The sequence below is a fragment of the Arthrobacter sp. BG3 genome, from assembly GCF_056680185.1.
Genome location: NZ_CM155270.1, coordinates 2,388,820 through 2,412,381, shown reverse-complemented (window position 1 = coordinate 2,412,381; position 23,562 = coordinate 2,388,820). Strand labels below are relative to the sequence as shown.

20 protein-coding genes are annotated in these 23,562 nt (G+C 67.7%); 6 read left to right on the top strand and 14 right to left on the bottom strand.

The features are described from left to right. Positions 1-95: 95 nt before the first annotated feature. Positions 96-3,539, top strand: a complete 3,444-nt coding sequence (locus AC1MFL_RS10710; RefSeq protein ID WP_479809600.1) for a DEAD/DEAH box helicase — start codon at positions 96-98, stop codon at positions 3,537-3,539. 98 nt (positions 3,540-3,637) lie between these two features. Here the strand turns inward: AC1MFL_RS10710 and AC1MFL_RS10705 are convergent, their stop codons facing one another. From AC1MFL_RS10705 to AC1MFL_RS10675, 7 genes are all read right to left on the bottom strand, one after another. After that, positions 3,638-4,036 (bottom strand): hypothetical protein, encoded by a 399-nt coding sequence (locus AC1MFL_RS10705; protein ID WP_479809599.1) that lies wholly within the window; start codon positions 4,034-4,036, stop codon positions 3,638-3,640. A 282-nt stretch (positions 4,037-4,318) separates the two neighbouring features. Continuing rightward, positions 4,319-4,744 carry a heat shock protein transcriptional repressor HspR gene (locus AC1MFL_RS10700; RefSeq protein WP_479809597.1) on the bottom strand — a complete coding sequence of 142 codons (426 nt, stop codon included), beginning with the start codon at positions 4,742-4,744 and terminating at the stop codon, positions 4,319-4,321. 15 nt (positions 4,745-4,759) lie between these two features. After that, a complete protein-coding gene (locus AC1MFL_RS10695; protein WP_479809595.1) occupies positions 4,760-5,743 on the bottom strand; it encodes a DnaJ C-terminal domain-containing protein in 984 nt (327 codons plus the stop codon). Positions 5,744-5,837: 94 nt separating this feature from the next. Further along, positions 5,838-6,512 (bottom strand): nucleotide exchange factor GrpE, encoded by a 675-nt coding sequence (locus AC1MFL_RS10690; protein WP_479809593.1) that lies wholly within the window; start codon positions 6,510-6,512, stop codon positions 5,838-5,840. Positions 6,513-6,514: 2 nt separating this feature from the next. Then, positions 6,515-8,377 carry a molecular chaperone DnaK gene (gene dnaK, locus AC1MFL_RS10685; RefSeq protein ID WP_226760715.1) on the bottom strand — a complete coding sequence of 621 codons (1,863 nt, stop codon included), beginning with the start codon at positions 8,375-8,377 and terminating at the stop codon, positions 6,515-6,517. Positions 8,378-8,637: 260 nt separating this feature from the next. Beyond that, entirely contained in the window at positions 8,638-9,042 is a 405-nt protein-coding gene (locus AC1MFL_RS10680) for a hypothetical protein (RefSeq protein WP_479809591.1), read from the bottom strand. Positions 9,043-9,147: 105 nt separating this feature from the next. Next, positions 9,148-9,921 carry a TetR/AcrR family transcriptional regulator gene (locus AC1MFL_RS10675; RefSeq protein WP_479809589.1) on the bottom strand — a complete coding sequence of 258 codons (774 nt, stop codon included), beginning with the start codon at positions 9,919-9,921 and terminating at the stop codon, positions 9,148-9,150. Between the two features lie 154 nt (positions 9,922-10,075). Here AC1MFL_RS10675 and AC1MFL_RS10670 point away from each other — a divergent pair, with 154 nt between their 5' ends. Beyond that, positions 10,076-11,032, top strand: coding sequence for an NAD-dependent epimerase/dehydratase family protein (locus AC1MFL_RS10670; protein WP_479809588.1), 957 nt, complete (start codon positions 10,076-10,078; stop codon positions 11,030-11,032). A gap of 26 nt (positions 11,033-11,058) precedes the next feature. Here AC1MFL_RS10670 and AC1MFL_RS10665 read toward each other — a convergent pair whose 3' ends face one another. Then, positions 11,059-13,284 (bottom strand): MMPL family transporter, encoded by a 2,226-nt coding sequence (locus AC1MFL_RS10665; protein ID WP_479809587.1) that lies wholly within the window; start codon positions 13,282-13,284, stop codon positions 11,059-11,061. Between the two features lie 204 nt (positions 13,285-13,488). On the opposite strand from AC1MFL_RS10665, the gene AC1MFL_RS10660 reads away from it, so the two are divergent. Continuing rightward, positions 13,489-14,016: a MarR family winged helix-turn-helix transcriptional regulator gene (locus tag AC1MFL_RS10660; protein ID WP_479809586.1), complete on the top strand. Its 528-nt coding sequence runs from the start codon at positions 13,489-13,491 to the stop codon at positions 14,014-14,016. On the opposite strand, the gene AC1MFL_RS10655 is transcribed toward AC1MFL_RS10660, so the two are convergent. Next, entirely contained in the window at positions 13,931-15,304 is a 1,374-nt protein-coding gene (locus AC1MFL_RS10655; protein ID WP_479809585.1) for an APC family permease, read from the bottom strand. The genes AC1MFL_RS10660 and AC1MFL_RS10655 overlap by 86 nt on opposite strands. 133 nt (positions 15,305-15,437) lie before the next feature. Here AC1MFL_RS10655 and AC1MFL_RS10650 point away from each other — a divergent pair, with 133 nt between their 5' ends. Next, complete coding sequence (locus AC1MFL_RS10650) at positions 15,438-16,253, top strand: methyltransferase domain-containing protein (RefSeq protein WP_479809584.1); 816 nt, start codon at positions 15,438-15,440, stop codon at positions 16,251-16,253. 41 nt (positions 16,254-16,294) lie between these two features. Here the strand turns inward: AC1MFL_RS10650 and AC1MFL_RS10645 are convergent, their stop codons facing one another. Next, positions 16,295-17,071 (bottom strand): hypothetical protein, encoded by a 777-nt coding sequence (locus AC1MFL_RS10645; RefSeq protein ID WP_479809583.1) that lies wholly within the window; start codon positions 17,069-17,071, stop codon positions 16,295-16,297. Positions 17,072-17,495: 424 nt separating this feature from the next. Here AC1MFL_RS10645 and AC1MFL_RS10640 point away from each other — a divergent pair, with 424 nt between their 5' ends. After that, positions 17,496-17,990 (top strand): hypothetical protein, encoded by a 495-nt coding sequence (locus tag AC1MFL_RS10640; protein WP_479809582.1) that lies wholly within the window; start codon positions 17,496-17,498, stop codon positions 17,988-17,990. A gap of 55 nt (positions 17,991-18,045) precedes the next feature. Further along, entirely contained in the window at positions 18,046-18,669 is a 624-nt protein-coding gene (locus AC1MFL_RS10635; RefSeq protein ID WP_479809580.1) for a LysE family transporter, read from the top strand. A gap of 68 nt (positions 18,670-18,737) precedes the next feature. Here the strand turns inward: AC1MFL_RS10635 and AC1MFL_RS10630 are convergent, their stop codons facing one another. The 4 genes from AC1MFL_RS10630 to AC1MFL_RS10615 form a co-directional block, all read right to left on the bottom strand. Beyond that, complete coding sequence (locus AC1MFL_RS10630; protein WP_479809578.1) at positions 18,738-20,333, bottom strand: acyl-CoA synthetase; 1,596 nt, start codon at positions 20,331-20,333, stop codon at positions 18,738-18,740. Positions 20,334-20,386: 53 nt separating this feature from the next. Continuing rightward, positions 20,387-21,751 carry an MFS transporter gene (locus AC1MFL_RS10625; RefSeq protein ID WP_479809576.1) on the bottom strand — a complete coding sequence of 455 codons (1,365 nt, stop codon included), beginning with the start codon at positions 21,749-21,751 and terminating at the stop codon, positions 20,387-20,389. Positions 21,752-21,794: 43 nt separating this feature from the next. Beyond that, complete coding sequence (locus tag AC1MFL_RS10620; protein WP_226760581.1) at positions 21,795-22,250, bottom strand: MaoC family dehydratase; 456 nt, start codon at positions 22,248-22,250, stop codon at positions 21,795-21,797. An 84-nt stretch (positions 22,251-22,334) separates the two neighbouring features. Further along, on the bottom strand, positions 22,335-23,561 hold the full coding sequence (locus AC1MFL_RS10615; protein ID WP_479809575.1) for an acyl-CoA dehydrogenase family protein: 1,227 nt from the start codon (positions 23,559-23,561) through the stop codon (positions 22,335-22,337). Between the last annotated feature and the right edge of the window lies 1 nt (position 23,562).

Here is a 23,562-nt window from a genome sequence, read left to right as displayed (position 1 = left end):
GCGGGTTATCCACTTGGGCAGGCAGCCGGGTACGGGGTGTCCCGCCAGGCTCGGTAAGATGGATCCGATGACCAACTGCTGAAAGTAGTGCGCACATGCCATCCCATCCGGACGAGAGTGCGGCACTGGCAATACAGACTCCCGCGATCAACGACCGCTCCCTTGCGGCCGGACTTGCCTACGCCATGGGGAGCCGCGTTTCCGGGATTTCCTTCGATTCCGCCACCGGACTCATGCTCGGCAAAGTCCGGGGCGGCTCCGATGTGCCGTATTCGACGACGGCGAAGCTGGTCCGGAAGGCGGGCGGGTGGAGCTGCACCGTCGGCGTCTGCAGCTGCCCGGTCCGGAAGGACTGCAAGCACGTGGCCGCGCTGTTGTTTGCTGCCGAGGACAGCCCCGCGATCCGGGTCCAGCTGCTCACTCCCGCCGATACCAGCCGGCTGTCCCGGCAGGCTCCGGTGCAAGAGGCGCCGGACTGGGAACAGGCCCTCAGCCCGCTCATTGCCCGGCCGGGAATCACCCAGTCCACCAACGGCATCCCGCTGGCGCTCCAGTTCGAGATCGAAGAGCCCGCCCCGCATTTCTCCTACACCGGCCGGCGGGATCCGCTGCGCAGCGTCCGCCAGTTGAAGGCGCGTCCGGTCATTATGGGGGCCAAGGGCAAATGGATCCGCGGCGATGTCTCCTGGAACACCCTGAGCTACCTGAGCTACCGGCGCGAATGCAACGAGGCCCACGTCGAGTGGATGCAGGAGTTCCTCGCCTCGCACACCGCCCAGGCCAACCGCCAGCACGCCGGGACCGGGCTGTGGCTGGGCATGAACACCTATGCCGGCAAGAACCTGTGGAGCCTGCTGGCCCAGGCCCGGAAGATCGGCGTCGCCCTGGTCCACAGCCGGGGTTCGGAGCCGGTGCGGCTCGTCGAGCAGCCGGCCGCCGTCGGGCTCAACCTGGCCCGGTTCGGCGCCGCGCCGGTCCCGGCCGGCGGGAACGACGCCGGCGGCGGTGCGCCGGCTGCCGGCAGCGGGGACACCGGCGGGCTGTCGCTCGCCCCCGTCATCACCATTGAGGGGGAGGTGGTCGATCCCGCTTCCGTCGGGACCATCGGGCGCCCGGCCCACGGGATCTTCCTGACCTCCGGGCCGGATGCCCTGCCGGGAGTCGCGCCGGCGGACTCCATCATCACGCTCGCCCCGCTGGAAAGCGGGCTGAGCGAGGAGCTCCTGACCTTTGTCACGGCCGGAACCACACTGCACATTCCGGCCCGGGATGAGAGCCGCTTCCTGACCGGTTTCTACCCCAAACTAAAGCAGAGCGCCCGGGTGACGGCCTCCGATGAATCCGTGGAGCTGCCCCAGCTGGCCGTTCCCACCCTGTCGCTGCTGGCGAACTACGGCGCCGACCACCGGGTCCGGCTGCACTGGGAATGGCACTACAAGTCCGGCACGCTTGTCACCTCACAGCCGCTGTGGCGCCACCCCGACGATCACGGTTACCGGGACGACCCCGCCGAGGCCCGGATCCTCGAAGCCGTAGGACAGCCCTGGGACGTGGTTCCGGCGCTGGGCGAGTCGGCCACGGGCGGCTGGGGTACGCCGCGTCTGGCAGCGTCGGCCGAACTCAGCGGCCTGGACACCCTGGCGTTCACCGAAGAGCTTTTGCCCGCGCTCCGAGAGGTCCCCGGCGTCAGCGTGGACACGGCCGGCGAGATCGCCGACTACCGGGAGGCGGAGGAGGCCCCGGTGGTGTCCATCTCCACGAAGGCCACCGAGCAGAGGGACTGGTTCGACCTCGGCATCCAGATTTCCCTGGAAGGCCAGCCCGTGTCCTTCGCGGCCGTTTTCTCTGCTCTGGCGGCCGGACAGACCAGGATGCTGCTGCCCAGCGGCGCCTACTTCTCCCTGGACCTGCCCGAACTGCACCAGCTGCGGGCGCTGATTGAGGAGGCGCGGGAACTGCAGGACAACAAGGACGCGCCGCTGCAGATCAGCCGTTTCCAGGCCGGGCTCTGGGACGAGCTGGCCCAGCTTGGCATCGTGGATGAGCAGGCCGCGGCCTGGCGCGAGGCGGTCGGCGGCCTGCTGGAGGGCGGCGTGAAGGGCCTGCCGTTGCCGGCAACGCTTAACGCCGAGCTGCGCCCGTACCAGCTGGAGGGGTTCAACTGGCTCAGCTTCCTGTACCGGCACGGGCTCGGCGGGGTGCTCGCCGATGACATGGGCCTGGGCAAGACCGTGCAGGCGCTGGCGCTGATCTGCGCCGCGAAGATCGCGGCAGGAGCGCCTGAGGCAGCGGCCGGCGCCGCGCCTTTCCTCGTGGTCGCCCCCACGAGTGTTGTCGGGAACTGGGAGGCCGAGACCGCACGGTTCGCCCCCGGCCTCACGGTGCGTGCCATCAGCGAAACCTTCGCCAAGAGCGGCTCGGATCCGGTTTCGGCCATGGCGGGGGCGGACATCATCATCACCTCCTACGCCCTGTTCCGGATCGACTACGAGGCCTATGCATCCAAGGAATGGGCCGGCCTGGTCCTGGATGAGGCCCAGTTCGTCAAGAACCACCAGTCCAAGGCGTACCAGTGCGCCCGGAAACTTCCGGCGGTGTTCAAACTGGCCATCACCGGCACCCCGCTGGAGAACAACCTGATGGAGTTCTGGGCGCTCACCTCGATCGTCGCGCCGGGGCTTTTCTCCAGCCCGACGCGTTTCGCCGAGTACTACCAGAAGCCGGTGGAAAAGAACGGTGACAAGGCCCAGCTGGACAAGCTCCGGCGTCGGGTCCGTCCGCTGATGATGCGCCGCACCAAGGAGCACGTCATCCACGACCTACCGCCGAAGCAGGAGCAGATCCTCGAGGTGGTGCTGAACCCGCGGCACCAGAAGGTTTACCAGACGCACCTGCAGCGGGAACGCCAGAAGATCCTGGGCCTGATCGATGACGTCAACAAGAACCGCTTCACCATCTTCCAGTCCCTCACGCTGCTGCGGCAGCTCAGCCTGGATCCCTCGCTGATCGATCCCGCACTCTCCGGGGTGCGGTCCAGCAAACTCGATGTGCTCTTCGAGCAGCTGGAGGACCTCGTGGCGGAAGGGCACCGGGCGCTCATTTTCAGCCAGTTCACCGGGTTCCTGGGCAAGGTCCGTGAGCGGCTCGTCGAGGAGAACATCGAGTTCTGCTACCTCGACGGGAGCACCCGCAACCGCACCGACGTCGTCAATGAGTTCAAGAACGGCGCCGCCCCGGTGTTCCTGATCAGCCTCAAAGCCGGCGGCTTCGGGCTGAACCTGACCGAGGCGGATTACGTTTTCCTGCTGGACCCGTGGTGGAACCCGGCCTCGGAGGCGCAGGCCGTGGACCGCACGCACCGGATCGGGCAGGCCCGCAATGTGATGGTCTACCGGCTCGTCGCCAAGGACACCATCGAGGAGAAGGTCATGGCCCTCAAGGCCAGGAAGTCCCAGCTGTTCGCCGACGTCATGGAGGGCGACGCCCTCTCCGGCGGGGCGCTCACGGCCGAGGACCTGGCCGGCCTCTTCACCGACTAGGAACCCCACCACCCCAACGCGGGGTCACATAGCGCCGGTAAATCCCCTCGGGATGGGCGCGAGGTGACCCCGCGTTGGATGGTTTGCGGTGGGTGGGTTTACGCGGCGGCCGGTGCGGCCGCGGACCGGCCGGCCGTCTGGTTCCGGAACCAGGTGGCCAGTTTCTTGCCCTTGCCCTTCCACCAGCTGTCCTCGTCGCCGCCGTTGCGCCACCGGAAGATCACCATGACCATCACGAAGACCCCGGCGGCGACGTTCTGCCACGTCCCGCTGGCGGCCTGGACCAGCACGCTGCCCGCGCTGATCAGGATCGATGGCCACGCCAGCGTTGTGAAGACGGTGTTTGCCACGTAGCGGCGGTGGGACCGGGGCACGGCGAGGGCGCGGACCATATCGAAGCAGACACACACGACCACGACCGCCTGGCCTAGCGCCAACAGGATTGCTCCGGTCCGGGACCCGGCAAACAGGGCCAGGGCCTGGAGCCCGGAGTTCATGGCGTGTCCGCGATCAGTGCGGGTCCAGGCGCCGATTTTCCCGGCGTCGATGGATCAAACATGCGGTGCCCCCCGGCTGTCCTCGCTGTTGCGCTGGCTGGCGCCAGCCTTCCTGCCGTGACAATTCAAACGGGCGGGCGGCCAAGAAGTCACGCAATCGCGGTACCCGTCTTTGCGGCCGGTGATTACCCGGCTGCGGGCAACCGGTACTCGCTCCCGGGTCCGTTGACTACGTGGAACGTTGTCTGCGTGGAGGAGGGCAGGAGCGGGCTGCGGGCTTCGTCACTCGCTGTTCCGCGGCCTCCACACGACGACGGCCTGGGAGCGGGCACGGGGGCGCTTGCCGCGGGCCAGACTGACGACGTCGCCCGCGGCTCCGGCGGCGAAGATGCGGGAGGAGTCCAGGGCACGGGGGCGGCGTTCGAGCTCCTCGCTCAGTTCGGTGACGCGACGCTGCAGGGCTGCCACCTGGTTCTCCAGCTGGAGGATCCGTTTGATGCCTTCGAGGGAGACGCCCTCCTGCGAGAGCCGCTGCACCTCGCGGAGCATGTTGATGTCCCGCTGCGAGTAGCGGCGGGACTTGCCGGGGGCCCGGCTGGGCGAGACGAGGCCCAGCCGGTCGTACTGCCGCAGCGTCTGGGGGTGCATGTCCGCCAGCTCCGCGGCCACGGAGATGACGAAGATCGGCTGCTCAAAGTCGATGGCCATGGCAGGCGTCCGCTCCTAGAGCCGGGCCTTGGCTGCCAGTTCGGCGCGGACGTCCTCGCCGGCGGTGGCCGCGGCGAAGGCCTTGACGGCCTCCTCGGCTTCCTTGTTGAGCTTTCGCGGGACGGCGACGTCGATGGTGACCAGCAGGTCGCCGGTAGCCTTGGCGTGCTTGACGCCGCGGCCCTTGACCCGGAGCGTGCGGCCCGACGGCGTGCCGGCCGGGACGCGCACCTTGACCTTGTCGCCGTCGATGGTCGGCACCTCGATGTCCGCGCCCAGGACTGCCTCCGGGAAGGTGACCGGGACATGGATGCGCAGGTTGTCGCCGTCGCGGACGTAGAAGTCATGCGGCTTCACCGAAACGGTGACCATGAGATCCCCGTATCCGGCCGGACCGTACTGGCCCTTGCCGCGGACCCGGACCTTCTGGCCGTCCTTGATGCCGGCCGGGACGCGAACGTCGATGACTTCCCCGTCCGGTTCACGCAGGCCGATGGTGGTTCCGCGGACGGAGCCGGCGAAGGAAATCGAGGTCGATGCCGTCCGGTCCGCGCCCTTCTGCGGTGCACGCTGGAAGGACTGGCCGCCGCCGAAACCGCCGCCGCCGCCGAAGAGGTCGGCGAACTCCGGCGGAATGCCGCCGGCCGTGCTGTAGCCGCCGGATTGGCGCCCCCCGCCACCGGTGAACAAGCCGCCGAAGAGGTCCTCGAAGCCAGCCCCGCCACCGGCGCCGCCGCCACCGCCCGGGGCGAAGCGGGCTCCGCCGCCCATGGCCCGGATGGCGTCGTACTGCTGGCGCTCGTCGGCGTCGGAGAGCACGGAGTAAGCCTCGGAGATGTCCTTGAACTTCCGCTCCGAAGCTGCGTTCCCCGCGTTGGTGTCCGGGTGGTGCTGCCGCGCGAGCTTCCGGTAGGCCTTCTTGATGTCGGCGTCGGAAGCGTCCTTGGCGACTCCAAGGATCTTGTAGAAGTCCTTGTCCACCCAGTCCTGGCTAGCCAATGGCGTTTCCTTTCAAATCTGTGTGCCGAGATGACAGTTCGCGCCCAAGTCGGTTCGAAACACGGGCGCGAACTGTCACCTCGATGGGGTACTGCTAAGCCGGAACAGCCACGATGACCTGTGCTGCGCGGAGCACCCGGTCGCCGGTCTTGTAGCCGGAGCGCAGGACCTGGCTGACGGTGTCGATTTCGACGTCCGTGCCGGGCTGCTGGATGAGGGCCTCGTGGATCGTGGGATCGAACTCCACGCCGGTCTCATCGATGCGCACCAGGCCGTACGTCTTCAGCGCGTTCTCCAGCTTGGCGGCGATCGCGGCGAACGGTCCGTCCGTGAGATCACCGTGCTGGCGGGCGGCGTCGACGTCGTCCAGTACCGGGAGCAGGGAGTTCATGACGCCAATGACGGCCATCTCCCCAGCCACGGCACGGTCGCGTTCGACGCGCTTGCGGTAGTTGACGTATTCGGCCTGCAGGCGGCGAAGGTCATTCCTGAGCTCCTCCGCCTCCGCCCCGTCCGCGCCCTGGGCCACGGAATCCGCGGCGGGCACCTCAACACTGTTGAGGATGTCCTCCGCCTGGGACAGCGCATCCCCGGACTCCGGGGCCCCGGCGGCGCCGCGCTCCTGGTCGGGGTGGCGGGCCTGGCCGGTCTTCGGATCAACCTTGCGGTTGTCGTGGATGATCGGCTTCTGCGGCTCGTTCTCCCGCTGTTCAGCGTCGCGACGGTTCTCGGAAGAACCGTGCTCTTCTTCGTTACCGTGGTGCGGCATGATTACTTCTTCTCGTCTTCGTCAACAATCTCGGCGTCGACGATGTCCTCGTCGGCGCCCGCTGCCTGCTCGCCGGCCGGGGCACCCTGGGCGCCGGTGGCGCCGTCCGGGGAACCTGCCTGGGCGTAGATGGCCTCGCCGAGCTTGGTCTGGGAAGCCTGCAGCTTCTCAAACGCGGTCTTCACGGCGGCGTCGTCGGTGCCTTCGAGGGCGGCCTTGAGGGCGTCGACGTCGGCCTGGACCTCGGTCTTGATCTCTGCAGGCAGCTTGTCGGCGTTGTCGGCGATCAGTTTGTCCACGGAGTAGGCGAGCTGCTCAGCAGTGTTGCGGGTGTCGGCTGCCTCGCGGCGGGCCTTGTCCTCTGCTGCGTGCTCCTCGGCGTCCTTGACCATGCGGTCGATGTCTTCCTTGGAGAGGCTGGAACCGCCCGTGATGGTCATGGACTGTTCCTTGCCGGTGCCCTTGTCCTTTGCCGAGACGTGCACGATGCCGTTGGCGTCGATGTCGAAGGTGACCTCGACCTGCGGGACGCCGCGGGGGGCCGGAGCGATCCCGGTCAGCTCGAAGGTGCCCAGCGGCTTGTTGTCGCGGGTGAACTCACGCTCGCCCTGGAAGACCTGGATGGCCACGGACGGCTGGTTGTCATCCGCCGTGGTGAAGGTCTCGGACCGCTTGGTCGGGATGGCAGTGTTGCGCTCGATCAGGTGCGTCATGATGCCGCCCTTGGTTTCGATGCCGAGGGAGAGCGGGGTGACGTCGATCAGGAGAACGTCCTTGCGCTCACCCTTCAGGACACCGGCCTGGAGTGCGGCGCCGACGGCGACGACCTCATCCGGGTTGACGCCCTTGTTCGGCTCCTTGCCGCCGGCCAGTTCCTTGACCAGGTCGTAGACAGCCGGCATACGGGTGGAACCGCCGACGAGCACGATGTGGTCGATCTGGGAGAGCTGGATGCCGGCTTCCTTGATGACGTCGTGGAACGGCTTTTTGGTGCGGTCCAGAAGGTCCTTGGTGAGGTCCTGGAACTTGGCGCGGGTCAGCTGCTCGTCCAGGTGCACCGGGCCGTCGGGGGTGACGGAGAGGTACTGCAGGGAGACGTTGGTGCTGGAGGAGGAGGAGAGTTCCTTCTTGGCCTGCTCCGACGCTTCACGCAGGCGCTGCAGGGCGATCTTGTCCTTGGAGAGGTCGATGCCCTTGACCTTGAGCTGGTTCAGCAGGTAGTCCACGACGCGCTGATCCCAGTCGTCGCCGCCGAGGCGGTTGTCGCCGGCGGTGGAGCGGACCTGGATGGTGGAGAAGTTGTCTTCATCCTTGCCAACCTCGAGGAGGGAGACGTCGAACGTTCCGCCGCCAAGGTCGAAGACGAGGATAAGTTCATCTTCCTTGCCCTTGTCCAGGCCGTAGGCCAGTGCCGCCGCGGTGGGCTCGTTGACGATGCGCAGGACCTTGAGGCCTGCGATTTCGCCGGCCTCCTTGGTGGCCTGGCGCTGAGCGTCGTTGAAGTACGCGGGGACGGTGATCACGGCGTCCGTGACCTTTTCACCCAGGTAGGACTCGGCGTCGTTCTTCAGCTTCATCAGGATGCGGGCGGAGATTTCCTGCGGGGTGTACTTCTTGTCGTCAATGGCGACGGTCCAGTCAGTGCCCATGTGGCGCTTGACCGAAGCAATGGTGCGGTCGATGTTGTTGACGGCCTGGCGCTTGGCGATTTCGCCAACCAGCACTTCGCCGGACTTGGAGAATGCAACTACCGACGGCGTGGTGCGGCCACCCTCGGCGTTGGCAATGACGGTGGGCTCGCCGCCTTCGAGAACGGAGACGACGGAGTTGGTTGTTCCGAGGTCAATACCTACTGCACGTGACATGTGTTGCTTCCTTTTCTTTCCTTGGAAACTTGCTTGATTGGCTGCGGACCCAGAGGGCCCGACCGTTATTGAGCGATCTGCACTCAACTCTACTCAGACCCGTGTCAAAGTCAATCCAAAGTTGAGCGACCTGCGCTCAACTTCGGATCGCGGTTGGTTCGAGCGCCTCACTGCAAGCCGCACTTTCCCGGAATTCCGGGGAATTTCAGGCAGCACCAAGGCCGGCAACTGCGGTGTTCGCTGATCGCGAAGTCCGACGCCTAGCGGTCCGCGTGGCCCGTTTCGCCCGCGGAGCCGTCCCGGGCGGGTGCCGCTCCGGGCTGGCGGTCGGCGGCGGGCCGGGCACCTGCCCGACCTGCGGCACCCGCGGCGCCGTAGTCGCCTTCCGGATACTCACCCTCGTCGGCGGCGGCCGGCGGCGCACCGGTGCCACCCGCCGCTCCATAGTCGCCTTCGGGGTAGTCGCCCTCCTCAGCGCCGACGGCGGTGGTGCCGCCGACTCCTGCCGCGCCGTAGTCGCCCGTGGAGTATTCCCCCTCCGCCGCCACTGGCGGGTTCTCCCCGGCGGTTCCCGCCGTGCCGTAGTCGCCCTCGACATACTGGCCCTCGGCCGCCGCGTCTTCGGGTTCGGCTGCCGTTCGGCCAGCCTCGTTGTTTTCGGACATGGTTGGATCCTTCCCGGAAGCTTCGGCGCGCCCAGGCAGGCGCAGGGGCAGTCTATCGAGGGGCGACGGGAGACAACAGAGGGGACGGAAACCCGGGACCGGCCGCTAGCAGGGGTAGATGGGCGGCCGTTCGCCCGCCTGGTCGGCGGCGGTGCGAAGCCCGGCGAGATCCGCCAGCGCGGCCAGATGGTGGGCAAAGAGTTCCTCCGGGGCGGCGAAGGTGCCCGCGCCGTACTGGCCGAAAACCTCGAAGCTGATGGCGCCGAACAGCGAGGTCCAGACGAGCGCGCCCCGCGCCAGCAGCCGGTCCGGCACCGCAAGTCCCATCCCGTCGCGGATGCGCGCCAGGTCGGCGGCAAGCGGCGGCACGACGGCGGCCCCGCCGCCCGGATCCGCCAACTGGCCCGCGCGGTAGGCCCCGTCCAGCAGAGCCATCAGGGCGTAGATGACCCGGGTGCCCGGCCCCGTGGTCCGTTCGGCAGGCGCCCGGTATCCGGGCACCGGGCTGCCGAAGAGGAGCCCGTAGCGGGCCGGCTCGCGCAACGCCCAGCGCCGCACCGCGGAACCTAGTGCGCTGAACTGTCCGGCAAAGTCGGACGCGGGCAGGGCGGCCACGGCGGCGTCCACTTCGTCACCGAGCTCGTTGTAGGCGTCGATGAGGAGCAAGGTCAGCAGCTCTTCACGGTTCTCCACGTAGCGGTAGACCGCCGAGGAGACGACGCCGAGATCCCTGGCCACGGCACGAAGGGACAGTGCGGCGGCTCCGTGCAGCGCCAGGTGCTCCCGGCCAAGGCGCACAATGTCCTCAATGGTGCGGGCCCGGGCGCGCTCACGCGGCGTGGGCGGCTTCGGCGACGGGGCGTTGGCGGTCTGCGGCATGGCTCCAGCATTCCACAAAGCAGAGCAGTGTCAACAAATGTGAGCACCGCTCTTGACTTCTTTCTGAACCGGCGGCATGCTGAATCCGGAGAGCACCGCTCTCGCAAGGCCGGCGAACAAACGAGGCCGGGCGACCAGAGAAAGTGAGAACACCATGTCCCAGCCTGATTCCCCCGAGGTCCGAGCCCTGTTCGTCGTTACCGGCGCCGGTCCGGTTGGCTGGACGGTTGCCGGGCAGCTCGCCACAGCGGGCCACCGGGTGCGCGTCCTCACCCGCTCCGGCAGCGGGCCCGACCACCCGCGGATCGAGAAGGTGGCCGTGGATGTCTCCGACCCGGCGCAGCTTGGCGGGCTGTTCCGCGGAGCCAAAGCAGTGTTCCACTGCATCCACGGCTCGCAGTACAGCGCCAGGGTCTGGGCCGAGGAACTGCCCGGCGCCGAGCAGACAGTGCTTGCCGCGGCGGGCGAGGCCGGCGCCGTCGTCGTCTTTCCGGAAAGCCTGTACTCCTACAGCGAACCGGAACGGCCGATGACCGAGGAGGGCCCGCGGGAAGCCCAGGGCGGCAAGCGGGGCATCCGGACCGCACTCCTGAAGGCCCGAGCGGCGTCCGCAACAGATACCGTAAGCGTGGTGGCGGGTGATTTCTTCGGCCCCAGGGTCCGCGGTGCACATGCCGGCGAGCGCATGGTGAAGCCGGTACTGGCGGGCAAATCCCTGCTGGTGATCGGCAGCGCGGGGCTGCCGCACTCCTTCACCTACGTGCCGGATCTGGCCGCCGCCATGATCAGGGCCGCGCAGGATCCAGCGCTCTGGAACCGGGTGTGGCATGCGCCGACCGGCCCGGCGCTGAGCCAGCGGCAGATCGCCGAAGCGTTCGCCGCCGCCGCCGGCGTCCGTGCGCCGCGCGTGGCTGCCATCCCCGGCCGGGCGCTGCGGATGATGGGCATGTTTTCCCCCGGGATGCGTGAACTGGCCGAAACGCCCTACCAGTTCGAGCGCCCTTTCGTGATGGACTCCCGGGCCAGCGAGGCGGCTTTGGGGCTGCAGCCCACCCCGTTGACGGAAGCAGCCGCCGCCACCGTTGCCTGGTGGAGGGACCAGGAACGGTGACGGCGGCTGCGGATTCGGGGGGCCGGCTAGCGGATGCCTGCCTCCGCGGCTTCCGGCTGCGGGGCCGCGGGCAGGGCGCCCGCGGCAGCATCCGTCTCGGGGCGTCCCAGCTTGCTCGGCCACCAGATCCGCGGGCCGATGTCGTAGGTCAGGGCCGGGACCAGCAGCGAGCGGACCAGAATCGTGTCCAGCAGCACCCCGAAGGCCACAATGAAGGCCAGTTGCACGAGGAACATGATGGGGATGACGCTCAGGGCCGCGAAGGTGGCCGCGAGGACCACACCGGCGGAGGTGATCACGCCGCCCGTGACGCCCAGGCCGCGGAGGATGCCGGGCCGGGTGCCGTGCTTGATGGATTCCTCCCGGACCCGGCTCATCAGGAAGATGTTGTAGTCCACCCCCAGTGCGACAAGGAAGACGAAGCCAAACAGGGGAACGGTGGCGTCGGCCCCCGGGAATCCGAAGACGTTGTTGAACACGAAGGCGGAAACACCCATGGCCGCCGCGTAGGACAGCACCACCGAGGCCACCAGCAGGACCGGTGCCAGCACGGAGCGCAGCAGCAGCATCAGGATGATGAGGATGACCGCGAGGACCACCGGGATGATCGTGATGAGGTCACGCTGGGCGGTGGTGTTGGTGTCCAGGGCCGTCGCGGTCACTCCGCCGACCAGGGCGCCGTCGTCGATCTTCTTCAGTTCCTGGCGCAGGGCCACCACGACGCTTTCGGCCTCGTTGGAGTCCGCCGCGTAGTTCAGCGTGGCATTGATGAGCACCTTGCCGTCCCTGACCGCGGGCGCCGTGGGAGCCGCCGGGGCGCCGGGTGCAGCCGGGGCGCCGGTGACGAGCGGCATGCCGCCCTCGGCCAGCAGGTAGGCATCCCCGACGCCGTCGGTCGCCTTGGTCTTGTCCAGCACCTCCTGGGCCTTCGCCTCGTCGGCGACGATCACGGCGGGGCTGCCGGAGCCGGCGTCGAAGTGCCGGGCCAGGGCGTCCTGGCCGTCCACGGCGTTGGAGGCGGTGAGGATGACGTCGGTCTGCGGGACGCCGTTGGCCTTGAGCTGGAGCACGCCGGCGGAGGCCACCAGGAGCAGCAGCACCGAAGCGATCCAGACGGTGCGGGGCCGGCGGGAGACGAGGGAACCGGTCGCCCGCCACAGGCCCTTCTGGCCCTCAAGTCCGGTGACGTACTCCGGCTCGCGCTCGGTCTCCGGAAGCAGCTTGGGGCGGAACGGCCAGAAGGCGGCCCGGCCCAGCAGCGCCATCATCGCGGGCAGCAGGGTCAGTGCCGCGATGAGAGAACACAGGATACCCGCGGCCGCCACGGGCCCGAGGGCCTTGTTCGAGTTGAGGTCGGAGAAGAGCAGGCACAGCAGCGCGATGATGACGGTGGCGCCGGAGGCCACGATCGGCTCCCACGCCGCCTTCCACGCGGTGAGCGCGGCGGCCGTGCGGTCAGTGGTGTGCGTCAGGGCCTCACGGAAGCGTGCCACGTAGAGCAGCGCATAGTCCGTGGCGGCACCGATCACCAGAATGGAAAGGATGCCCTGGCTCTGGCCGTTGAGCTGGATCCAGCCCAGCTTTGCCATGCCGAAGACCAGCAGGATGGCCGCGCAGAGCGCAAAGACCGAGGTGAACAGCACGGCAATCGGCAGCAGCAGCGAGCGGTAGACGATCAGCAGGATCAGGAACACCGCGCCGAGGGCCACCAGCAGCAGGATGCCGTCGATGCCTGCAAAGGCGCTGACGAGGTCCGCCGTCAGCCCGGCCGGACCGGTCACGAAGGTTTGCATTCCCGCCGGAGCGGATGCCTGGACCACCCCCCGGAGTTCCTTGACGACCTGTTTCACCTCACCGGCCGAATCGATTGGAACGACAAACTGGACGGCCTTGGCGTCCTCGGACGGGATGGGGCCGACGACGGTGCTGCCGCCACCCACGGCCTCCAGCTTGCCCTTGAGGGCTGCCGCCTCGCCGAGCTGGGCCGGGGTGAACGCCGAGTCGCTCTCAATGACGATGACGGCGGGGATCTGGTTCGAGTCCCGGAACTTGGACTGCCAGTCCTGCGCCTCCGTAGCCTCGGCCCCCGCCGGCAGGAAGGACGCCTGATCGTTCGAGGAGACCTCACTGAGCCGACCAAAGGTGGGTCCGCCGATCCCGGCGATGGCAAGCCAGGTGACAACCAGCAGAACGGGTATCAGCCAGCGCAGCCAGAAGGGGACGCGGGCACTGCTTTGTGGTGTCTTGTTCATGGTTCCTTCTGGTGCGTGCCTCGGAGGAGTAGAATTGAGTCCATAATAGACTATCTCCACGATGGAGATAACCCATCGGCGCCAATTCTTGGCAAACATTGCGGCCCCGGGCCGGCCCGAAGCCGGGGTCCGCTGAAGTAAACTCCGGAGGGCGCCTGCTGCGGAGCGGGCGTGAACCAGTTACCGGGGAGAGGAAGGTGCACCGTGACAGTCGATCCGTCGGAACGACCTGAACCTTCCGGGCCGCCCTCCGGACCGCCGCCGCTGGTCCGGCTGCTGCAGGATTTCAGCCTGGAGGCCAACCGCTACGTGGATTCCGCCGGCGGACGCAACGACATGCACCGGACAGACCTCAACGCCCTTGCCGTGATCATGCAGCACACCGCACGGAACCAGATCGTCACGCCCGGGGTGCTCCGCAAGGAACTTCACCTCAGCTCACCGGCCACCACGGCGCTGATCGACCGGCTGCATAAGTCCGGCCACGTCATCCGGGAACGGCAGGGTAGCGACCGGCGGCAGGTCCAGCTCCGGATGACCCCCAAGGCCTACCGCGACGGCGGTGCCATGTTCCAGCCGCTGGCCCGCCACATGGGCGCCGCGATGGCCGAATTCACTCCGGAGGAGCTGGAGATCGCGACCCGCTTCATGACCTCGATGATCGAGGCGACGGTCCGGGCTGGGCAGGAGGCGGCGCAGCAGGCGGAACCGTCTCCAGCCGACGCGCCGTAGTCGTCGTTTCCGCGCGGCCCAGCGGCACAACCGTCCTGCCCGCCGGGCGGCCCGCCCAGGCCGCGGCCGCGGCCAGGCCCAGCGGGACCACGAGTGCCCAGCCGCTGGACAGCAGCACGGCCAGCATCACACCGGCGGCCACAATGACGCCGTACCAGGCCGGCGTCCGGGCCGGCAGCAGCCGGATCCCGGCCAGCAGGCCGAACGCCGTCACCGCCGTGAAGCAGGCCGACGCCGCCCCGATCTGGAACCGCATATCGCCCAGCCCGGCCGCCGCCGCCGCCCCGAAAGACAGGAACGTCATCACCGCCAGCAATCCAAGGCTTGCCGAGGGAACCTGTCCCGGCCCGGCGCCCCGGCCAAGGGTCCGCGGCAGCACGCCGTCGGACGCGAGGCCCGCACCCAACCGGCTGGCGCCGGCGACGAAGGTGTTGATCGGGCCGAACGTCAGCACCGCGGCGGCGACGGCGGTCAGCGGCGCCGCGAGTCCGCCGAGCCCCTTCTCGAGCAGCTGCGCGACCGGTACTTCGCTGCCCGGGAGGGCCGGTCCCAGGACGGCAACCGAGGCCGCGACGACGCCGATATAGACCACTCCGACCACGATCAGGGTGAGCCAGGTGGCCCGCTTGAGGTCCCGGTCCGGATGGCGGAACTCACCGGCGAGATGCGTGACCGCCTCCCATCCGGCGAAGCAAAAGAAAAGCAGGCTGGACACCCCGCCCACGGCCCAGTAGCCGTGCGGCGCGAACGGCTCGAAGTTCTCCGCCCTGGCAAACGGCGCAGCCAGTGCGACCGCGAGCGCCAGCAGCCCGACCAGCAGCACCATCAGCACCAGCTGGATCCCGCTGGACATCCCGATCCCGACGGCGTTGCTCGCGAAAGCGGCGGCCAGCAGCAGCCCGGCTGCCACCAGCGCCGTCCCGCGCCCGCCGCCCAGCGCATGGGCGATGTAATTCCCGCCGATCACGGCTGTCGCCGGAGCCCCGAAGGGAATGGCGAAGTAGAAGAGGTAGCCGGCCACCGCGGAGGCGCGCCGCCCGTAGGCCCGCGTGACAAAGTGGCTGATCCCGCCGGCGTCGGGCTGCTGGCGGCTCATCTCCGCGAAGCTGAAGGCCACGGGGACACAAAACACCAGCAGCAGGGTCCAGGCCAGGAGCGAGGCCGGGCCGGCTTCCCTGGCGGCGATGGCCGGGAGCACCAGGATGCCCGACCCCAGGATCGCCCCGACGTAGATGCCGGTGGCCCGAAACAGTCCGAGCCCTGCCTGCTTGCCGCTGTTGATCTTCACTCCTCCAATCATCCGCAGAACCGGGCGGGCCAGAAGCGGCAAAACTGACGGCCGGGCGCTAAATCCTGCCGTCTTCCCGCTGCCACTCTCCCCCTTTCCCGGATTTGCCGGCGCGAAGCGGTAGCGTTTCCTTATGAGTGCGCAGCAGCCTGAAGATGTGTACACCCACGGCCACCACGAGTCGGTGGTCCGCGCCCATGCCTCCCGGACGGCGGAGAACTCCGCGGCCTTTGTGATCCCCTATCTCACCCCCGGGGTTTCGGTGCTCGACATCGGCTGCGGGCCCGGCAGCATCACCTGCGATTTCGCCGGGCTGGTCTCCCCCGGCAAGGTCACCGGACTGGACCGCTCGCCCGAGGTGATCAGCCAGGCGGCCGCCCTCGCGGCCGAGCGCGGCGTGCAGAACGTCGAGTTCGTCGCCGGCAACATCTACGACGTCGACTTCGAGGACGAAACGTTCGACGTCGTGCACGCCCACCAGGTGCTGCAGCACCTCACTGACCCGGTCGCTGCCCTGCGGGAAATGCGCCGCGCCGCCAAGCCAGGCGGCATCGTGGCGGTACGCGACGCCGATTTCCATGGCATGAGCTGGTTCCCGGCCGTCCCCGAGCTGGATGAATGGATGGAGCTCTACCAGCGGATCGCCCGCCGCAACGGGGCCGAACCCGACGCCGGCCGACGCCTGGTGTCCTGGGCCCAGTCCGCCGGGTTCACCGACGTCGCGCCCTCCAGCAGCAACTGGCTCTACGCCACCGGACAGCAGCGCCGCTGGCAGGCGCGGGTGTGGGGCGAGCGCGTGCTGCACTCAGCCTTCGCGGACCAGGCGCTCGAATACGGCTTCGCCAATGCCGCGGATCTGGCCCGGATTTCGGCCGGCTGGCACCGCTGGGGCTCCACGGATGACGGCTGGTTCCTGATCCCCAACGGCGAGGTAATCGCGCGGGCCTGAGGTGCTCCCGGCGCCGGTGTTCCAGACCGCAGCGCGGGGGCCTAATCCGGCAGGGCGGGAAGGGTCACGCTGGCGGAGGCTCCCATGCCCTGGTTCTCGGCAAACCCGACGACGCCGATCTCCACGTCCTTCACCCGGTGGACGTCCGTCATGGTCGCGGTGCGCTCCTTGCCCTCGACCATCCCGGCAGGAAAGCCGTCCACGGTGACACCCCAGCGGAAGGGCTCCGGCCCACCCGGTTCCCACGATATCTGGACGGTGCTGAGGCCGCCCGCGTGCGCGGTCACCCGTACGCTCACGTTGACCGGCGCTGCGGGGAGCCCGTCCCGCGGGCCCCGGCCGATGTGGACCGCGGCAGACGCCGTCGACGAGCCTCCCGTGAAGTGGTTGATCCGCACCGTCGCCCTGCCCTCGAATACAGCCGGATAACTGCGGGTCGCCACAGGGAGGGGCCCCACCTGGTCGGTGGTCCCGTCGCCGTCGAAGTCCCATTCGTACTGCGCGACGCTGACCCCGGGGCGCAGCGGTTCAGAGACGTTGAAGGTGATCGTCTGGCCGGGCATCGCGTAGTAATCGGGATTCTCGAACCGTGCCTCGGTCACAGCCCCGGCCGTCTGGGCCGCGGGACTCCCGGGATCCGCCGCGGCCGGCGTGGCTGCGGTCTGGGGGGCCGCCCCGGTGGTGGCTGCGCCTGCGGTGGCGGCGTTGGTCTGCGGGACGGTCGCCGACGGCGGTGCGGCCTCCGTCCCTGGCATCGCGCAGGACGAGGTGGCCAGCAGGAAAGCCCCCGCAAGCATCGTTCCGGAAATTCTGTCCATCGACTCCCCCAAGTCTGTCGGCGGGCAGGGCTGCCGCACGGCTGACTGCATCGTAACCTCCAGCGGTCCGGCTGTCTGCAGTCGCCGGGGCGTCAGCGGGGATGATCCGGAACAGGAACCTGGTCTTGACCATCCTCCACAGCAGGCCCAGGACCAAGGCATGGGCGCCGGCGTTCAGCCAGATGTTGCCCTGCTGCAGCACCGGGATACGGGAGGCTAACGCACGACGGAGTTTCACAGTGGCCATAGTAGAGACCAGGCGTCCGGGAACCTTCCTCGGGCGCGGAGCAGCATAGGAGAAGGCGCTTGGAAGAACCGGCTATACAGCTCACAGTTGCCGGCCAGGTGCCTGGTTGGCAGGCCGTTGTCCACATAGCGGCTGACCGCCATAGACCGCCAGAGCCGGGTTTTCTAGCCTCAAGACATGATCATCCAAGCAGGTTTCGACTTCGTCATACTGGCCCGCCCGTTCATCGTGCCGGACGGCAGACTCAGGCCCAATCTGGTGCTGGTTTGTTTGGACGCGGAAATGCAGCTGGACAGCGTAGAAGTCATCACGGAGGACTTTGCGGGCTGCCTGGCTCCTTTCCACGACGCTCTACTGGTGGCGCTGGATTCGGAATTCACGAAATACTTTGCCATCGTCCACCCTGGCAGTTTCAGTGAATACGGCTGCCGTGACCCAATCATGGATGAGGCCGATGAATTGGAATCGAAGGCGGCCGAACGGGGATTGCAACTGATCGGCCATTTCGCCGTCGACGAAACGGGCTACATGTCGGCCCGCGCGCATATGTACTTTGACCAGTATCCGAGTCACAACGACCTTCCGAGAACCATGCTGCACTGGTCCCATTCGAAGCTGCTCCGGTGCCTCTGCGCCCGGTGCGACCCCTTGTGCCAAACGGCCGGCGGGTGACGGCGTTGTGAAGCGAGGTGTGCGGAGGGCCCGCCCGCGGAAGTAAGCTGAATCAGTGCAACCCTCCCTTTGGCTGGCCCTGGCGGGCGCCGGCGTCCTGATCAGCTTCACTCCCGGCGCAGGCGCCATCAACACCATGAGCAACTCCCTGAACTCCGGCTTCCGGCGTTCCATCTGGGGGATCCTCGGCCAGCAGGCCGCGCTGGTGGTGCACATCGTGATCGTGGCCCTCGGGGTCGGGGTGCTGGTGGCCAGCTCGCCGGTGGCCTTCAACGTGATCCGCTACGCCGGCGCCGCCTACCTTGTCTACCTGGGCATCCAGCAGTTCCGGCACAAACCCGACCTGGACCAGGAAAAGGCTGCCGCGCTGCGCAACGAGCCGGCATACTCCATGTTCCGCCGCGGGCTGTGGGTCAACCTGCTGAACCCCAAGGCGATCGTGTTCTTCCTGGCCTTCATGCCGCAGTTCATCCGCCCGGAGAATCCGCTCCTGCCGCAGTACCTGACATTGTCTGCCACTGTGATTGTCATCGACATCCTGGTCATGTGGTTCTTCTTCGCCGCCGCAGCCAAGTCCTTCCAGCGGTTCACGCACGACGCCCGCGGGCAGCGCATCCTCAACCGGACGTTTGGCGTGCTGTTCATGGCCGTCGGCGCCGCGCTGGCCCTCATCCACTGACGTCCCCGCACGCCCGCGACGGGCGGCCCGCCGGGGACGGGTCGCCCGTCTTTCGCGGACCAGTTCAGTCAGACATGGCCGGGGGTCAGTTTCCGAAGATCGGCCTTCCGGATCTTGCCGCTCGCGGTCCTGGGCATTTCTGCCACGAAGACCACTGATTTGGGGATCTTGTACCGCGCGAGCCGGCCCTCCAGATGGGAGCGAAGCTGCTCTTCCGTCAGCTGGGCACCCTCCCGCAGGAGCACCACGGCCCGCGGCACTTCGCCCCATTTCTCATCCGGCACGCCGATCACCGCGACACTTCCGACGGCGTCGAGCTCGGCGATGGCTAGTTCCACCTCGGCCGGGTAGATGTTCTCCCCGCCGGAGATGATCATGTCCTTGAGCCGGTCGGAGATGAACACGAAACCGTCCGGGTCCTTGTAGCCCATGTCCCCGGATTTGAACCAGCCGTCAGCGGTGTAGGAATCCGCTGAGGCCTCGGGCCGGTTCCAGTACTGGTCGATGACGTTGGGTCCCTTGATCTGGATCTCCCCCACCGTCCCCGGCGCGGCCGGGCCGGCCGCCGGATCCACGGGATCAGCCACCCGGACTTCGGTGAAGAAGTGCGGCAGCCCCGAGGACCCTGCCTTGTCCCGGGACCTGGCCGCCGGCAACGTGGTGGCGCCGGGCGCCGTCTCGGTCATGCCGTAGCCGTTGGAGAAGCGCAGCCCCCGCCGTTCGTATGCTTCCAGGACCCGCATGGGCACGGCGGACCCGCCACACGTCAATTTGTTCAGCGAGCTGAGGTCCGTGGCGTCCCAGTCCGGGTGCTCGCACAGCATCTGGTAGGTGGTGGGTACCCCGCTGATGGTCGTTGCGTGGTGGCGCTCGATCAGCTCCAGCGTCCGGCGGGGATCGAACTTGGCTTCCAGGACCACGGTGCCGCCCTTCAGCAGCGTGGGCAGGACACCCATGTCCAGGGAAGCCACGTGGAACATCGGGGAGATCATGAGGGCCACATCGGTGGAGGCAAAGTCGAAGTCGACCAGGACGTTGACGCAGTTCCACGTAATGTTTCCGTGTGTCAGGAGTGCACCTTTGGGGTTTCCGGTTGTTCCGGACGTGTAGAGGATCATGGCGGCGTCGTCCAGGCCCACGGGCTCGTCCGGCGGGAGCGCCGCCCCCGAGGCGATCACGGCCTCCAACCCCTCCACCACGGTTCCCCTGGCAGCACGGCCGCAGTCGGGCACCGTCCTGTCGGGCACCGTCCTGTCGGGTCCGGTTTCATCGTCGACGACGATTCGCCCGGCCACCGCGGTCCCCGCCGAGCCGCGCTCCGCGGCTTCCGTGAGCGCCGCCGAGTGGACCAGCAGGACTGCGCCGCTGTCCCGGAGCTGGAACTGGATTTCGGGCGGCGCGAGCCGGGTGTTCAGCGGGACGAAGACCGCCCCGGCCAGGCCCGCGGCGAACAGGGTCTCCAGGAAGGAGGGATCGTTATCGCCCAGATAGGCCACCCGGTCGCCTTTGCCCACGCCGCGGTCCCGGAGGGCGTTGGCGAGCCGGGCGGAACGTTCCGCGAGCTCGACATAGCTGAGCTCCCTGTCCCCTGCGATGACGGCCGTTTTGCTGCCGGACTTCGGGCGGCGACGTTGCAGCCATGAGCCGATGCCAAAATTTTCCACGGCGAATCCTTTCTACTGTGAGGTTAGCCCGCTGGACGGGACCCGATGAAGGGTCAGGCCTGGACGGTCTGGAGGTCGTTGTTCTTCGGCTCCCGGGTCAGCAGGATGAAGACGATGGAGACCACCGACATGATCGCGAGGTACCAGACCACCGATGCCGTGTCCTGGCCTGAGTCCTTGAATATCTGGGCCACGATGCCCGGAGTGAAACCGGCGCCAAGCAGAGTTGCCAACTGGTAGCCCAGGGATGCGCCGGTATAGCGGGAGGTGGTGCCGAACTGCTCCGACACGAACGCCGCCAAAGGACCGAACAGGGTGGAATGAATCATCAGGCCGATTGCGAAGGCCACGAAGATCAGCATGATGTTGTTGGAGGAGAGCAGCTGGAACATCGGCACCAGGTAAATGATGAAGAGCACCAGCCCGCCGATCATTACCGGCCGCCGTCCCACCTTGTCGGAGAGCCTGCCGCCCATGATCACAAACACGATGGAGATCAGGGAGGCTGCGGCAAACGCGTACAGCACGCCCTGGCGGTCGGCGCCCCTGGAGACGGCATAGGTGACCGAGAACGTGGCCAGAACCACCTGAAGTGCGAAACCTGCCGCACCGGCAAGCATGGTGAAGATCAGGGTCTTTGGCCGCCGCAGGACCTGCACCAGGGGTGTGGGGCGCTTCGCCGTGATTCCGGCGCCCCTTCCTTGCGTTGTCTCCTCACGGTCGGCCTTTTCCTGCTCGATGGCGGCTTTGAAGATGGGGCTTTCGGAAACCTTGAGCCGGACGAACATGCCCACGCCCAGCAGCACGAAGGAGAGCAGGAACGGCACGCGCCAGCCCCAGGCCAGGAACTGGTCGTTAGGCAGCGCGGCGAACGCGCCCATAATCAGGGTGCCAAGTACGGCACCGGTCGGCGCCCCGGCGTTGACGAACGAGGCGGCGAACCCGCGTTTGCCCGATTCGGAGTGCTCCAGCGCCATCAGGGCTGCTCCGCCCCACTCGCCGCCCACAGCGATGCCCTGGAAGACACGGAGAATCACGAGGAGCACCGCGCCCCAGGGACCGGCCACGGAGGCACCCGGAACCAGCCCGATCAGGGTGGAGGCCATGCCCATGACCAGCATGGAGATGATCAGCATGTTCTTGCGGCCCATCCGGTCGCCGAAGTGGCCGAAGATGATGCCACCGACCGGGCGGGCTACGTAGCCCGCAGCGAAGGTGCCGTAGGCGGCCACGACGCCCACCCAGTCGTCCATGCCGCTGAAGAAGACTTTCGGGAAGACGATCGCTGCGGCGGTGGCGTAGAGGAGGAAGTCGTAGTACTCGATGGTGCTGCCCAGGTAGCTGGAGGCAATGACGGTGCGCGCTTCCTTGCGTCGCTCGGCGGTGCCCATAGCCTGAAGCTGAGTGAGTCCTGACATGGTTGTTCCTTTGGACAGAGGGAGGGTTCTTGGAGAGGGCTTTTTACTTGTAGAAGCGGGCGAGGAATTCCGCGACGACTGCGGGGCGCTCCTGGCCTTCGATCTCGATGGTGTTGGCGACCTTGATCTGGGCGCCCCCCTTGACCTCGGTCACTTCGCTAATGGTGGACCGCATCCGGATCCGAGCGCCCACCTTGACCGGGGACGTGAAACGCACCTTGTCCAGTCCGTAGTTGACCTTCGTGGTGACGCCGTCGACGTCGAACAGCTCGCCCCAGAACGGGATGATGAGCGAGAGAGTGAGGAAGCCGTGGGCGATTGGGGCGCCGAAAGGTCCGTCCTTGGCGCGTTCCGGGTCCACGTGGATCCACTGGTCATCGCCGGTTGCGTCGGCGAACTTGTTGATCTGTTCCTGGGTGATTTCGCGGTACTCGGTGACACCGAGGTCGGTGCCGGCGAGGGTGAGCAGCTTGTCGAAGTCGACGACGAGGTTGGGCATGGTGTCCTCCTGGAGGGCTGGGTGGGGTAGTGAACTGTCCGACGACGGTGCCGGAGCGGGGTGCGATGATTCAGTTCGGGAGGCTCAGCGGGTGAAGGCGCTTTCGCCGGTGAGAGCGCGGCCGACGATCAGGGCGTTGATCTCGTGGGTGCCCTCGTAGGAATAGACAGCCTCGGCATCCGCGTGGAACCTGGCGACATCAGTGTCCAGCGTGATGCCGTTGCCACCCACCACTTCGCGGGCCAGAGCCACGGTCTCGCGCATCAGCAGGGACGTCTGCATCTTGGCCAGGGCGGAGTCCTGGTCCCGGTAGATGCCCTTGTCCTGCTGCTCCGTCAGCCGGACCACGAGGGACAGCGACGAGGTGACGTTTCCGAGCATCCGGGCCAACTTCTCCTGGACCAGCTGGAAAGAGCCCACCGGACGGCCGAACTGCTTCCGTTCGGTGACATACCGAAGCGCGGCTTCGAAGGCTCCGGCCTGGATTCCGGTGGCGATCCAGGCGACGTCCGAGCGCATGGCCCGCAGCATCGCGGCCACGTCCCGGAAGGAGTCCACGTTGTGCAGGCGCCTGGATTCGGGCACCCGCACCCCCTCGAGAGTGATGTGGGCGTTCTGCATCATCCGCAGCGCCGTTTTCCGGTGGATCTTCGCCAGGGTCACGCCCGCGGCGTCGCGGTCCACGAGGAAGGCCTTGACCTGCCCATCCGCGGTGTCGCGGGCGAACACGGCCAGGACGTCGGCGGTGGCGGCGCCGCCGATCCAGCGCTTCGCGCCGTCCAGGACCCAAGTGTCCCCGTCAGGACCGGCCTCACGCCGCGCCGTCGTCGCGAGTCCCCCGGCGATGTCCGAGCCGGACTCCGGCTCGGTCAGCGAGAAGACCCCCTTCAGCGAGAAGTCGATGACCTTGGGCATCCACTCGGCCTGCTGTTCCGCGGAGGCGCCGACCCGGATAGCCGTCCGGAACAGTCCGGCCTGGGCCGTGTAGAAGGTGGCCAGCGACGCGTCGGTGCGGGCGAGTTCGAAGATCCGGAAGCCCTGATAGATTCCCCGGGCCGGTGTTCGCCCTGCACCCGGGGCGCCGGTCAGTTCCGCAGGTTCCATCAGGTCCAGGCCGATCAGCGGCTGTGCCAGCTGATCCGGGAATTCGCCGCGTTCCCAGTAGTCCGCCAGCAACGGCCGGGCTTTCTCGTCGAGGAAGGTCCGCAGCCTGCCCAGCACGCGGCGCTCGTCCGCCGTCAACAGGGACTCGGCGTCGTAGTAGTCGCAGACGCCGTACAGCCTCGTCTGGTTTTCGGTATCGACTGACATC